At 70.6% G+C, this 12,932-nt stretch carries 14 protein-coding genes; 6 read left to right on the top strand and 8 right to left on the bottom strand.

Annotation, left to right across the window (positions count from 1 at the left end; all coding sequences use genetic code 11):
• Positions 1–30 precede the first annotated feature (30 nt).
• On the top strand, positions 31–636 hold the full coding sequence (folE, locus tag IE252_RS30115; protein WP_190092580.1) for a GTP cyclohydrolase I FolE: 606 nt from the start codon (positions 31–33) through the stop codon (positions 634–636).
• Positions 637–707: 71 nt separating this feature from the next.
• Positions 708–1,697, top strand: coding sequence for a hypothetical protein (locus IE252_RS30110; protein ID WP_229848864.1), 990 nt, complete (start codon positions 708–710; stop codon positions 1,695–1,697).
• A gap of 21 nt (positions 1,698–1,718) precedes the next feature.
• Here the strand turns inward: IE252_RS30110 and IE252_RS30105 are convergent, their stop codons facing one another.
• The 6 genes from IE252_RS30105 to IE252_RS30080 all read right to left on the bottom strand — a co-directional run bounded on the left by IE252_RS30105 (position 1,719) and on the right by IE252_RS30080 (position 5,325).
• A complete protein-coding gene (locus IE252_RS30105) occupies positions 1,719–2,198 on the bottom strand; it encodes a DUF3180 domain-containing protein (protein ID WP_190092579.1) in 480 nt (159 codons plus the stop codon).
• Between the two features lie 50 nt (positions 2,199–2,248).
• A complete protein-coding gene (gene folK / locus IE252_RS30100; protein WP_190092578.1) occupies positions 2,249–2,863 on the bottom strand; it encodes a 2-amino-4-hydroxy-6-hydroxymethyldihydropteridine diphosphokinase in 615 nt (204 codons plus the stop codon).
• On the bottom strand, positions 2,860–3,219 hold the full coding sequence (folB, locus tag IE252_RS30095; RefSeq protein WP_101389407.1) for a dihydroneopterin aldolase: 360 nt from the start codon (positions 3,217–3,219) through the stop codon (positions 2,860–2,862). The genes folK and folB overlap by 4 nt, the downstream gene beginning before the upstream one ends.
• Positions 3,220–3,426: 207 nt before the next feature.
• Positions 3,427–3,888 carry a nuclear transport factor 2 family protein gene (locus IE252_RS30090; protein ID WP_190092577.1) on the bottom strand — a complete coding sequence of 154 codons (462 nt, stop codon included), beginning with the start codon at positions 3,886–3,888 and terminating at the stop codon, positions 3,427–3,429.
• A complete protein-coding gene (gene folP, locus IE252_RS30085; RefSeq protein WP_190092576.1) occupies positions 3,885–4,778 on the bottom strand; it encodes a dihydropteroate synthase in 894 nt (297 codons plus the stop codon). The genes IE252_RS30090 and folP overlap by 4 nt, the downstream gene beginning before the upstream one ends.
• A gap of 64 nt (positions 4,779–4,842) precedes the next feature.
• The gene (locus IE252_RS30080; protein ID WP_229848863.1) at positions 4,843–5,325 is read right to left on the bottom strand and encodes a MarR family winged helix-turn-helix transcriptional regulator; all 483 of its coding nucleotides are present in this window, start codon (positions 5,323–5,325) and stop codon (positions 4,843–4,845) included.
• 157 nt (positions 5,326–5,482) lie between these two features.
• Between IE252_RS30080 and IE252_RS30075 the strand changes: the two genes are divergently transcribed.
• Positions 5,483–6,973, top strand: a complete 1,491-nt coding sequence (locus tag IE252_RS30075; protein ID WP_373298640.1) for an MFS transporter — start codon at positions 5,483–5,485, stop codon at positions 6,971–6,973.
• 129 nt (positions 6,974–7,102) lie between these two features.
• On the opposite strand, the gene IE252_RS30070 is transcribed toward IE252_RS30075, so the two are convergent.
• Positions 7,103–8,950: a phosphatidylglycerol lysyltransferase domain-containing protein gene (locus IE252_RS30070; RefSeq protein WP_190092575.1), complete on the bottom strand. Its 1,848-nt coding sequence runs from the start codon at positions 8,948–8,950 to the stop codon at positions 7,103–7,105.
• A gap of 153 nt (positions 8,951–9,103) precedes the next feature.
• On the opposite strand from IE252_RS30070, the gene IE252_RS30065 reads away from it, so the two are divergent.
• Positions 9,104–10,216, top strand: a complete 1,113-nt coding sequence (locus IE252_RS30065; RefSeq protein WP_190092574.1) for an alpha/beta hydrolase — start codon at positions 9,104–9,106, stop codon at positions 10,214–10,216.
• On the opposite strand, the gene IE252_RS30060 is transcribed toward IE252_RS30065, so the two are convergent.
• On the bottom strand, positions 10,203–11,366 hold the full coding sequence (locus IE252_RS30060; RefSeq protein ID WP_190092573.1) for an ABC transporter ATP-binding protein: 1,164 nt from the start codon (positions 11,364–11,366) through the stop codon (positions 10,203–10,205). The two genes, IE252_RS30065 and IE252_RS30060, sit on opposite strands and share 14 nt — an antisense overlap.
• Before the next feature lie 176 nt (positions 11,367–11,542).
• Between IE252_RS30060 and IE252_RS30055 the strand changes: the two genes are divergently transcribed.
• Both IE252_RS30055 and IE252_RS30050 read left to right on the top strand, forming a co-directional pair.
• Complete coding sequence (locus IE252_RS30055) at positions 11,543–12,229, top strand: ABC transporter permease (protein WP_190092572.1); 687 nt, start codon at positions 11,543–11,545, stop codon at positions 12,227–12,229.
• Positions 12,229–12,915 carry an ABC transporter permease gene (locus IE252_RS30050; protein WP_190092652.1) on the top strand — a complete coding sequence of 229 codons (687 nt, stop codon included), beginning with the start codon at positions 12,229–12,231 and terminating at the stop codon, positions 12,913–12,915. Before IE252_RS30055 ends, IE252_RS30050 begins: the two co-directional genes overlap by 1 nt.
• Positions 12,916–12,932: the final 17 nt, after the last annotated feature.

Below are 12,932 nucleotides of genomic sequence, written 5' to 3'. Positions count from 1 at the left end.
CCGTGCACACGAACGAGGAACGAGGCACAGATGACCGACCCGGTGACGCTGGACGGCGAGGGCCCCATCGGCGAATTCGACGAGAAGCGCGCCGAGGCCGCCGTGCGCGAGCTCCTCATCGCGGTCGGCGAGGACCCGGACCGGGAAGGGCTGCGGGAGACGCCGGGGCGGGTCGCTCGGGCGTACCGGGAGATCCTGGCCGGGCTGCGGCAGGAGCCCGAGGACGTCCTGACGACGACGTTCGACTTGGGGCACGACGAGATGGTCCTGGTAAAGGACATTGAAATCGTATCTTTGTGCGAGCATCATCTGCTGCCGTTCCACGGAGTGGCCCACGTCGGCTACATCCCGGCTGAGTCGGGCAAGATCACCGGCCTGTCGAAGCTGGCCCGGCTGGTGGACGTGTACGCCCGCCGTCCGCAGGTCCAGGAGCGCCTGACCACGCAGATCGCGGACTCCCTGATGCGCATTCTGGAGGCGCGGGGCGCCATCGTCGTGATCGAAGCCGAGCACATGTGCATGTCGGTGCGTGGCATCCGCAAGCCGGGCGCGAAGACCACGACGTCGGCGGTCCGCGGGCAACTGCGGGAAGCGTCGACCCGGGCCGAGGCGATGAGTCTGATACTGGCGCGGTAGACCGGTTTGTCAGTGGCGCCCGGTACGGTCCCGGATCAGGGGAAGTCGATCGTTGATCCGGGGGGACTGCGATGGGGTACGGGGTTCCGAGCCGTCAGACGGTGAACGTGGTCGGCGGACGGGCACGCGCGCGGGACGTCACCTTGGGCGCCCGTCTGTGGACGCTCGACGGGAAGTGCAGCGTGCAGACCTCTGTGATGGAGGTGAGCGCGGCCAAGGCGCGCGAGGTCGTGGATGTCGTGACCGACCACACGACGTTCTCCGTGGCCCCTGATGCCCTGCTCGGGACTCCCGACGGCTGGGTGCACGCGCGGGATGCCGCGGGGACCGTGCTGGCGTGGACACCGGCACGCAAATGGCGCCGGGAACGGCTGACGATCCGGCCCGGGCGTCAGTTCGGCTACTTCCTGGGAGCGACCTGCGCGGACGGAACGGTCGGCAAGAACTACGTTTCGCTCGTGGTCAACGACGAGGAGTTCGCCGCCCGGTACGCGGCAGCGCTCACCGCCGCCACCGGCCTGGCGGCACGGCTGGAGCCCGTCACCCGGCCGTCCGGCTACTTGGGGAGAGACCTGCCGGGCTTTCGGGTGCGCGTGGTCTCGTCGTACCTCGCGGACCTGCTGCGCCAGTACGTCGGCGGGGATGCGCACCACCTGCGCCAGAGCTTCCCGCGCGTCGTGCTGCGCGAACGGGAGGTGTTCGAGGGATTTCTCGACGGCTATGTCGACGGGGACGGCTGCCGCGTCCGGCGGTGGCCCGCGCGGGTCGTCGTCAGTGCCAACGTGCCGTTTCTCGCGGAGATCGCGAAGGTCGTGGGGGCACGCTTCACGCCCCGCACCGACGGCAAGGTGTCCCGCCTCGTGCTGGCCGACAGCTGGCCCGCACGCGGCACGTTCCGCACCGAGAGGCACCCGCTGGAGCTGACGGAGTCGGCATGGGCCGAAGTGCACGAGGTGCGCTTCCGCGCCGTGCCCGACAAGCCGTTCACGCTCTACGACTTCCGGCTGGAGCCGCACCCCACCTTCCCGGTGAACGGCCACCTCGTACGCCAGGAGTGGTGACCGGGGCCAGGAGGCGCCTCCTCACGCCACCGGCGCCGTGCCCTCGTCCTCGTCGTCCGGGAGTTTGCAGACGCGTTCCAGGAAGAACGCCGCCGCCACGACCGCGATGCCGGCCGCTACCGAGAAGCCCGCGTAGATCGCCTGGTCGCGGCGGGCCGGGATGTCCAGGGAGTCGAGGAGGAAGACGCCCGTTCCGCCGTACATCCCCGAGACCAGGGCGGCCACCAGGGCGCTCGACTGGCCGAAGACCACGGCGCGGGCCGCCATCAGGGGCTCCACGCCCTTCGCGCCGGGGCGGCGCTCGCGCTGGGCGCGCAGCCGGGAGCGGATGGACAGGGCCGTGGCGAGGAGGATGACCGCGATCACGGTCAGCACGATCGGCGCGGCCAGCGGGACGCTCGGCAGGGTGCCCAGGGAGTCCCACAGCCGGGCCCCTGCCCAGGAGAGCACTCCGGCGACGGCGAAGAGTCCCGCCAGTACGCCCAGCCTCAGTTGTTTCACCGAAGAGTGCCCTTCGTGTCGGAACCTACTCGCCGTCAGCAGCCTAACGACTACTCGGGCAGGCGGAGTTCCAGGTCGGGGCGCGGCAGCACGCCTTCGCGGCCGATCGCGTCGAGCAGCGCGGCGACGGGACCGCGGCCGGGGAGCTGGGCCTGCGGGTCCACGTCGTGCCAGGGGGCGAGGACGAACGCCCGCTCGTGGGCGCGCGGGTGGGGCAGTGTCAGGACCGGGTCGTCCAGGACGAGATCGGCGTAGGCAACGATGTCGACGTCGATCGTGCGCGGGCCCCAGCGCTCCTCGCGGACCCGGTCGAAGGCCTCTTCGATGGCCTGGCCGCGCTCCAGGAGGGAGGTCGGGGGGAGGGTCGTCTTCACGACGACGACCGCGTTGAAGTACGACGGCTGGGAGCCGGGCGCGACGCCCCAGGGCTCCGTCTCGTACACCGGGGAGACCGCTTTGACCCGCAGGCCCGGCGTGTCCTCCAGCGCGTCGATCGCGCCCTGGAGCGTCTCCAGGCGGTTGCCGAGGTTGGAGCCGAGGGAGATCACGGCGCGCTTCGGGTTGGAGAGGGTGACGTCGGCCGCGTCCACCTGCTCGACGACGGAGGCGGGCACCGGCTGCACGGTCGGGTCGCTCTGCGGGCTCTCGTGGGAGAACACAGTCATACTCGGCTCCGGGTGATGGTGATGGTCACGTCGTCGAAGGGGACGGTGATCGGCGCGTCCGGCTTGTGGACGCACACCTCCACCTGCTGGACCCCCGCGTGCTTCAGGCACTGCTGGGCGATGCGCTCGGCCAGCGTCTCGATCAGGTCGACCGGCTCGCCCTGGACCACGTCCACGACTTCCTCGGCCACCACTCCGTAGTGCACGGTCTTCGCCAGGTCGTCGTCGGCCGCCGCGGGGCGGGTGTCGAGGCCGAGCACCAGGTCCACGATGAAGGTCTGGCCCTCTTCGCGCTCCCGGGGGAAGACGCCATGGTGCCCGCGGGCCTTGAGGCCGCGCAGCGCGACACGATCCACGCGAATCACTCCTGCTGTCGTTGGTCGGTCGGGCACCCGCCGCGTGCGGGCGGCTCGATACCCACCATCGAATCTACCTGCGGGCACTGACAACGCTCGCCCACGGGGGCTATGGACAGACGGCGTCGGGACTGGTATCCGCCCCTACCCCGAGCCCCCTGTTTCAATCCTCGTGATCCGGGTCTTCAACCGCCGGCAGCCCGGGCTTCAGTCCTCGGAACCCTCGTCGTCGCCCGTTTCGGCCAGAACGGGGGAGCCGTGGTGGGACCAGAGCTTCCAGCCCTCGGGTGTGCGGCGGAACACATTGGTGGCGACGACGAGCTGTCCCACCAGCGGACCGAGCTCGCCGCTCTCCTGGGCGGGGCCGCCGCTGAGGATGTTCTCGGTGCAGGTGACCAGGGCGGTGTCGGTGAGGACGACGACCTTCACGTCGGTCAGGAAGAACTGGATGTACTCCGTGTTCGCCATGATCAGCGCGTACGAGCGGAGCACCTCGCCGCGGCCGGAGAGGACCGGCCAGCCGGGGTGGACGCAGGAGATCGAGGTGTCCCCGGCGTCGGTGGCGCTCAGCCAGAGCTCGGAGAGCCCGTCGAAGTCGCCGCGCTCCAGCGTCTCGTAGAACGCGGTGTTGGCCAGCTCGACGGCCTCGACGTCGGTGCGGGCCGTCACGCGGTCCCCTCGGCGGGCCGGGCCGGGCCGCCCGCCGCGCCTTCGACCGCGCGCGCGACGCGTACGGCGTCGGCGGTGGCGCGGACCTCGTGGACCCGGACCGCCCAGGCGCCCTCGTGGGCGGCGATGGCTGAGACGGCGGCGGTGGCGGCGTCCCGTTCGCGGGCGGGGGGCGGGCCGGAGCCGTCCCCGGCGAGGACATGGCCCAGGAACCGCTTGCGGGAGGCGGCGACGAGCAGGGGGCGGCCCAGGGCGCGCAGCTCGGCCAGGTGGGCGACGAGCGCGAGGTCGTGTTCGGCCTGCTTGGCGAAGCCGAGGCCGGGGTCGATGACGATGCGCTCGGGGGCGATGCCGCCGGCGACGACGGCCTCCACGCGCGCGTGGAGCTCGGCGACGACCTCGCCGACCACGTCCGCGTACACCGCGCGGCTGTTCATGTCCTGGCTGAAGCCGCGCCAGTGCATGACGACGAAGGGGGCCTCGGTGGCGGCCACCACGGGGATCATGTGGGGGTCGGCGAGGCCGCCGCTGACGTCGTTGACCAGCGACGCGCCCGCCGCGACAGCCTGTTCGGCGACGGCGGCGCGCATGGTGTCGACGGAGACGGTGACGCCTTCGGAGGCGAGGCCGCGCACCACGGGGACAACCCGGCGCAGCTCCTCGTCCTCGTCGACGCGGGAGGCGCCGGGGCGGGTGGACTCGCCGCCGACGTCCACCAGGTCGGCGCCCTCGGCGACGAGGTCGAGGCCGTGCTTGACGGCGGCGGCGGTGTCGAACCAGCGGCCGCCGTCGGAGAAGGAGTCGGGCGTGACGTTGACCACGCCCATGACCGCGCAGCGGTCCCACTCGGGCAGTCCGGTCACCGTGCCCCGTCGGCGCAACGTACTCATACGTCCAGCGTAGGCGTCAGCCGGTGGTCTTCGGACCAGACCTCCGCCGGGCCCCGGCCGTACGTCAGCCGAGGGCCCGCGGGCCGGGGCCCGGGCGGGCGGCGGGGCCCGGGAACAGGCGGCGCAGCAGTTCGTGGAGGGCGCCGCGATCGGCGTCCGCCAGGGCGTCCAGGGCGCTGTGGGTGCCGTGCATGCCCGCGCGGATCGATTCGACGGTGCGGACGCCGTCGTCGGTCAGCAGGACGTTCTTGACGCGGCGGTCGGTGGGGCTGGCCTCGCGGCGGACCAGGCCCCTGGTTTCGAGGCGGTCCACGATGCCGGTGATGTTGGAGGCGTCGCAGTGGAGCGTGGTGGCGAGCGAGCGCATCGCGGCGGGGCCCCGGCGCAGCACGGTGAGGGCCTTGGCCTGGCTGGCGGTGAGGCCGGCCTCGGCGGCGGCCGCGGTGAAGTCGCCGTAGTAGTCCGCCAGGGAGTCCCAGAGGGCGTCCATGAGCGCGTCGTTCGTGACGGCGTCGGTCACGGCGGCCGGGCGGCTGGTTCCAGACATGACGCCACCTTACCGCGAGAAACTTGACGATCTCAACCTTTGAGGTTTACCGTCAGTCTAGTTGCTTGGGGTAATCAAGCACTTGAGGTAGTCAAGTATCGAAGAGCATTGAAGACCTCAAGCGACCCCTTCCCTACGTACTCCTACGGAAGAAACCGTGACTCCCACACATCACGTGGCGCCCACGCGCCCCACCGGCGGCCCCGCGCTCGTCCTGGTCCTCGGGCTGGCCGCCATGGTCGTCTCGATGATGCAGACCCTGGTCGTGCCGATCCTCGGCATCATCCAGAACGACCTCGGCACCTCCACCGCCAACGTCAGCTGGGTCACCACCGCGACCCTCCTCTCCGCCGCCGTCTTCACCCCGCTGCTCGGCCGCTTCGGCGACATGCACGGCAAGAAGCCCACGCTCATAGGCGTCCTGGTGCTGATGGTCGCGGGCTCGGTGCTCGCGGCCACCACCAGCTCGCTGCTCTGGCTGATCGTCGGCCGCGTCATGCAGGGCGCCGCCACCGCGATCTTCCCGCTGGCCCTCTCGGTGCTGCGCGAGGAGATCCGCCCGGAGAAGCTGCACGGCGCGATGGCGCTGGTCAGCGGCACCCTGGCGTTCGGCAGCGGCCTCGCCCTGGTGGGCGCGGGCCTGCTGACCCAGGGCGACAACCCCGACTACCACCGCGTCTTCTGGCTGGCCGCCGTGCTCGCCATCGTGGCCCTGGTCGCCGTCGTCGTCGGCGTCCCGGCCTCGCGCCACAAGCCCGGCGGGCGCACCGACTGGCTGGGCGCCGGCACGCTGGCCGCCCTCCTGGTCCTCCTGCTGCTGCCGATCTCGCAGGGCCACGAGTGGGGCTGGACCTCGGTCCGCACCCTCGGCCTGTTCGTCGCGGCCGTCGTGATGGCCGGGGTCTGGGTCCTGGTCGAGCGCAAGGTCAAGGAGCCCATGGTGGACATGAAGATGTTCGCCCACCGCCCGGTGCTCTTCACCAACGCGGCCGGACTGCTGCTCGGCTTCGCGATGTTCTCGCAGTTCATCGGCGTCTCGTACCTGGTGCAGATGCCGGAGAAGGTCACCGGTTACGGCTTCACCGCGTCGGTGCTGCGCGCCTCCGTCGAGTACCTGCTGCCCACCACGATCATGTCGCTGCTCGCGGCCCAGATCGGCGGCATGCTGGTCCGCCGCATCGGCGCCCGCTTCACGCTGACCGCCGGTGCCGCGTTCGGTGTCATCGGCTTCGCCTGGCTGACCGGCGCGCACGACTCCAGCGCCTCGGTGATCCTGGCCGGCATGGTGATCGGCGTCGCCATCAGCTTCGGTTACGCGGCGATGCCGGCGCTGATCGTGGCGAGCGTCCCGCACCACCAGACGGGTATCGCCAACGGGATCAACTCGATCTCGCGGTCGGTCGGCAGTGCGATCGCCAGTGCGGTGATCACGTCGCTGCTCGCGTCGAAGACGATCGAGCACCTGCCTGCGGGGGTGCCGCCGCTGCCGCAGGAGAGCCAGTTCACGCTGAGCTTCGCCCTCGCGGGCGGTGCGTTCCTGCTGGTCGTCCTGGTTGCGCTGGTCGGGCTGCACTCTGACCGTCGGCCGAAGCCGGAGCAGCCGGAGGCTGCTGTGGCCGAGAAGGCTGCGGAGTCCGTCTCCGCGTAACGCGAAAGGGGCCCGGGGAGTTTCCCCGGGCCCCTTTTTCTGTCGTCTACAAGCTGCGGACCGTGCATGGCTGGTCGCGCAGTTCCCCGCGCCCCTTAGATGGCGGCTCCGCCGCCCCCTCAAGCGGCGCTACGCCGCCCTTACCGCTCTCTCGCCCTCCGTTGCCGTCAGGTGGGCGCACGGGCGTTGGCGGTGGGTGCGGCTGAAGCGGGTGAAGGGGCGGGGGAGGGCGACGTTCACGAAGCCCTCCGCCTGCATCACCGCGAAGCCGATGCGCGGCAGGTCGCCGTGGGCGCGGTAGACCATGAAGCGCGGCTCCCAGCGTGGCTGGAACTTTGCGTTGAACTTGTACAGCGACTCAATCTGGAACCAGCGCGACAGGAAGACCAGCAGTCCGCGCCAGAGGCGCAGCACCGGGCCCGCGCCGATCTTCTCGCCGCGCGCGAGGGCCGAGCGGAACATCGCGAAGTTCAGGGAGACGTGTTCGATGCCGATCTTGGGCGCCGCCTGGAGCGCGGCGACGATCAGCAGCTCGTTCATACCCGGGTCGGCGGAGCGGTCGCGGCGCATCAGCTCCAGCGACATTCCGTCGGTTCCCCAGGGGACGAAGTGAATCATTGCCTTGAGGTCGCCGTACGGGCCCGGCTCGCCCGAGCCGTCGTCGTCGGCCTTGTGGGCGGTGGCGATCACGCAGTCGCCGTCGCCCGGGTCGCCGATCCGCCCCAGCGCCATGGAGAAGCCGCGCTCGGTGTCGGTGCCGCGCCAGTCGTCGGCGGCCCGCCGGATCCGTTCCAGCTCACCTACGGAGAGATCACGGACGCGCCGTACGCGGGTTTCGTAGCCATTGCGCTCGATGCGCTTGACCATCTGGCGTACGTTCCGCATGGCGCGCCCGGAAAGGGAGAAATCCGCGGCGTCCACCACCGCCTCGTCGCCCAGCTCCAGGGCGTCGAGCCCGGTCTCGCGGGTCCACACCTCGCCGCCGGTCTCCGAGCAGCCGACCACGGCCGGGGTCCAGGAGTGGGCCTTGGCCTCGTCCATGAACCGCTCGATGGCGCCGGGCCAGGCCTCGACGTCGCCGATCGGGTCGCCCGAGGCGAGCATCACACCGGAGACCACCCGGTAGGTGACGGCCGCCTTGCCGCTGGGGGAGAAGACGACCGCCTTGTCGCGGCGGAGCGCGAAGTGGCCGAGCGAGTCGCGGGCGCCGTGCTTGGCGAGCAGGTCGCGCAGCTGGCGCTCGTCGTCCTCGGTGAGCCGGGCCGCCGGGTGCTCCGGGCGGAAGGCCAGGTAGATCGTGGTGATCGCGGTCAGCAGGCCGAGCGCGCCCAGCGAGTAGGCGACGGTCCAGCTGGTGTCGCCCGCGTACTCGACGGGGCCCTCGAAGCCGAACAGGCCGTACATCACGTGCTGGATGCGGTCGGCGATCGACGGGTTGCCGACGACCCGGCCCGGGTGGACCGAGACGATCACCAGGCCCAGGCCCAGCGAGCCGGAGCCGAGCAGGATGAAGTTGGCCAGCGCCTTCCAGCGGCTGCGCGGGTCGGGCAGCGCGGTGAACTCGCTGCGGTGCCTGACCAGCAGCACCAGCAGGGCGATCGAGATCAGTACGCCGACGACCGAGTGCCGGTAGAGGAACTGGGCCACCGCGCCGATCGGCAGCAGGGCGACCGCGGCCCGCCAGGCCCGCCGCTTGCGCCGCTTCAGGCCGTGCGCCAGGAGCAGCAGCAGAACGCCGGTGCTGAGGGCCAGGGCCGCCGCGAAGGGACCCGTCGTACCCGGCAGGACCTCGGTGACGGCGTGCATCCGGCTGGCGCGGAAGCGCGGGAAGATGCCGGCGGCGATGTTGAGCAGGCCCACGAACGTCGCGGCCCTGCCGACCAGTGAAGGTACCGTCTCGGGGCGCGGTCCGCGGAGGACTTTGCGCGCGCCGGCCGGAACCGAACCCTTTTTGTCCCCATCTATCCTGACAGACATCGCTTCCCGTGACTCCGCGAGAGATTCTGTTGTCCGCCACAGTGACAAGGTCGCCGCTGTGTTCCGGACAATTTGCGCCCTCTAGGACGGCACTTCCCGGGGGCGGGTTCCCTCGGTCTCAGGAAAATCTCAGTCAGAAAGTTTCGACGACTCATGGGTCTCACGAGCAACAAGGTTCTGGCGCTCGCCGTCGTACTGGCGGTGGTGCTGTTCGCGCTCACCATCTGGCTCTGGCCGAAGCTGGCCAACCGCAGCTGGCGAGCCGTTCTGGGCCGGATCGGCCTGCTCCTCGGCACTCAGCTGATGCTCTTCGCCTCGGTGGGCCTCGCGGCCAACAACTCCTTCCTCTTCTACGGCTCGTGGGCGGACCTGTTCGGCCAGGAGAACGGCATGGGCGTGGTCGTCGACCACTCCGCCGGAAGCAAGGACATCAAGGTCACGGGGAAGCAGAAGCCCGACACCCCCGGTGCCGGGAACCCCGCGGCGGGGGGTGAGATCCAGAAGGTGGTCGTCCAGGGCCAGCGCTCCAAAATAGCCAGCCCCGCCTACGTCTATCTGCCCCCGGAGTACTTCCAGAAGAAGTACGAGAACCAGAAGTTCCCGGCGGCCGTGGTGCTCACCGGCTACCCGGGCACCGCGGAGAACCTGATCAAGGGGCTGAGGTACCCGAAGACGGCGTGGGCGCAGGTCAAGCAGAAGAAGGCGCAGCCGATGATCCTGGTGATGATGCGCCCGACCGTGGCGCCGCCGCGCGACACCGAGTGCGTGGACGTCCCGGGCGGCCCGCAGACCGAGACCTTCTTCGCCCAGGACCTGCCCAAGGCCGTCTCCCAGACCTACCGGGTCGGCACCAAGCCGCAGAACTGGGGCTTCATCGGGAACTCGACCGGTGGCTACTGCGCGCTGAAGATCGGCATCCACCACCCGGAGACCTTCGGCGCCAGCGCCGGCCTCTCGGCGTACTACAAGGCCGCCAGCGACCCGACCACCGGTGATCTCTTCCACGGCGACAAGGCCGCGAAGAATCGTTCCAACCTGCTGTGGTCGCTCGACCACGTGGCTCCGGCCAAGTCGTCGTTCCTGGTCACCAGCTCCAAGTCGGGCGAGGACAACCTCAAGCCGACGCTGAAGTTCATCGAGAAGGTGAAGTCGCCCGCGCGCGTCTCGTCGATCACGCTCGACAGCGGCGGGCACAACTTCAACACCTGGCGGCGGGAGATCCCGCCGGTCCTGGAGTGGATCAGCAGCCGCCTCACCGCGAACTGATCGATTCCACTTCCACTTCGGTACGGGGGACGGCCTGGGCGTCCGCGTCGATCGAGCGGCGCAGCGCCTCGTGGAGGCGGGCCGGGGTGAGCACGCCGAGGAACCGGCCCGTCCCCTCGTGGTCGATCACCGCGATCCACCCCGCGTCGTGCTGGAGCATCGTCGCGAAGGCCTGCTTGAGGGAGGCGCCCAGCGGCAGCCAGGCCTCCATCCGGCGGGCGTGCTCGCGCACGGTCGCCTTGCGGGTCCCCTCACCGGCCAGGGCGGCCTTCTCGGCGGAGATCCAGCCGTGCAGGTCGCCGGAGGCGTCCAGGACGACCGCCCAGGGGGCGCCGAGGTCGCGGGGGAGCGGGTCGTCGAGCCGCACCACCGGCGGCTGCTCCAGGTCGCTCTCCTCGATGGGCGTCACCGAGAGGCGCTTCAGGCCCCGGTCGGCGCCGACGAAGTCCGCGACGTACGGCGTCGCCGGGGTGCCGAGCACGGCCGCCGGGGCGTCCAACTGCTCGATGCGCCCCTGCCCGTACACCGCGATGCGGTCGCCGAGGCGGACCGCCTCCTCGATGTCGTGGGTGACGAACAGGACGGTCTTGCGGACCTGCGACTGGAGCTTGAGGAACTCGTTCTGCAGCCGCTCGCGCACCACCGGGTCGACCGCGCCGAACGGCTCGTCCATCAGCAGCACCGGCGGGTCGGCCGCCAACGCCCGTGCCACGCCCACCCGTTGGCGCTGGCCGCCGGAGAGCTGCTCGGGGTAGCGCGACCCGTGGACCTTGGGGTCGAGGCCGACGAGGTCGAGCAGTTCGGCCGCGCGCTCGCGGGCCTTGGCGCGCTTGACGCCGAGCAGGTGCGGGACGGTCGCGGTGTTCTCCAGGACCGTCTTGTGCGGGAAGAGTCCGACCTGCTGGATGACATAGCCGATGCGGCGCCGCAGTTGCACCGGGTCGACGGTGGATATGTCCTCACCGTCCAGGAATATCCGGCCCTCGGTCGGCTCGATCAGCCGGTTCACCATCTTCATCGTGGTGGTCTTGCCGCAGCCGGACGGCCCGACGAGCGTGACCAGTTCTCCCTCGGCGACCTCGAAGGAGAGGTCGTCGACGGCCTTGGTGCCGTCGGCGTACCGCTTGGTGACGTGCTCGAATCGGATCATGGTTCCCCATTGTCGCCGGTGGTGACCGTGGCTGTGTGAACCCCATGTTGCCGCTCTGTGTGCGATTGCGGGCATCCCCCACCGGCCCTCGGCGATTGTCAGTGGTGGGGGTTAGGGTCGCCAGACAGACGTTCGGTAGGGGGACTCATGGGATCCGGCGGGGGAGGTGGGGCACGGTGAGCGCGCAGAACTGCCTGGTGCGCAACGACTGGATCTGCTGGGAGTACGTGCACTCCCGCAGCCAGGAACTGACTGACGCCACGGTCCAGCATGTGTGGATCACGGTGGTCTCGGTGCTGATCGGGCTGCTGATCGCCTTTCCGCTGGCGCTGCTCGCGCGCGGCCGCAAGGCGGTCGCGGGCGCGGTCCTGACCCTGACGACCGTGCTCTACACGGTGCCGTCGCTGGCGATGTTCTCGCTGCTGCTTCCGGTGTTCGGGCTCTCCGCGTCGCTGGTCGTCACCGGCCTGGTGCTCTATTCGCTGACGATCCTGGTGCGGAACATCCTGGCCGGCCTCGAAGCCGTCCCCGCCGAAGTCCGCGAAGCGGCCCGGGGGATGGGGTACGGACGGATACGGCTGCTGTTCGAGGTCGAGCTGCCGCTGGCGCTGCCCGCGCTGCTGGCCGGCGTGCGCATCGCGACGGTGTCGACGGTCGCGCTGACCACGGTCGGCTCGGTGGTCGGCAAGGGCGGCCTGGGCAACCTCATAGGCGACGGCGTGCAGTCCACGTTCAAGGCGCAGGTGCTCACCGCCTCGGTGCTGTGCGTGCTGCTCGCGCTCGTCGCGGACCTGCTGCTGCTCGGCCTCCAGCGCCTGCTCACCCCGTGGACACGCATACGGACGACGGCGGGGGCGCGCTGATGGGGGTCATGGCCGACGCCTGGACCTGGCTGACGACGGGGTCCAACTGGTCGGGCGACGACGGCGCCTGGCACCGCCTGGCCGAGCACGCCTACGTGAGCGGCGTCTCGCTCCTGGTGGCCTGCGCGATCGCGCTGCCGCTGGCACTGTGGCTCGGGCACATCGGTCGGGGCGGGGCGCTCGCGGTCAACATCTCCAACGTGGGCCGGGCGGTGCCGGTCTTCGCGGTGCTCGCCCTGCTGATGCTCACCCCGCTGCGCAAGGAGGGGTACCTGCCGACGATCATCGCGCTGGTGCTCTTCGCGGTGCCGCCACTGCTGACCAACGCTTACGTGGGCATGCGCGAGGTCGACCGGTCGGTGGTGGAGGCCGCGCGCGGGATGGGGATGTCGGGCGGCCAGCTGTTCGCCCGGGTCGAGCTGCCGCTCGCCTACCCGCTGATCATGATCGGGGTGCGGTCGGCCGCGGTGCAGGTGGTGGCGACGGCGACGATCGCCTCCATGGTGGGGCTCGGGGGCCTCGGCCGGATCATCACGGCCGGGTTCGCCACGTACAACACACCGCAGGTGGTCGCGGGGGCGATCCTCGCCGCGCTGCTCGCGTTGCTGGTCGAGGGCGTGCTGGTGGTGGCCGACCGGCTGTTCAGCCCGCTGCGGCACCGCCGCGCGCAGGGCACGACCCCGTAACTCCCTTTCGCAATCGC

It is taken from the genome of Streptomyces melanogenes (assembly GCF_014649795.1).
Classification (GTDB): domain Bacteria; phylum Actinomycetota; class Actinomycetes; order Streptomycetales; family Streptomycetaceae; genus Streptomyces; species Streptomyces noboritoensis.
This window is presented reverse-complemented; position numbering and strand designations above follow the sequence as displayed.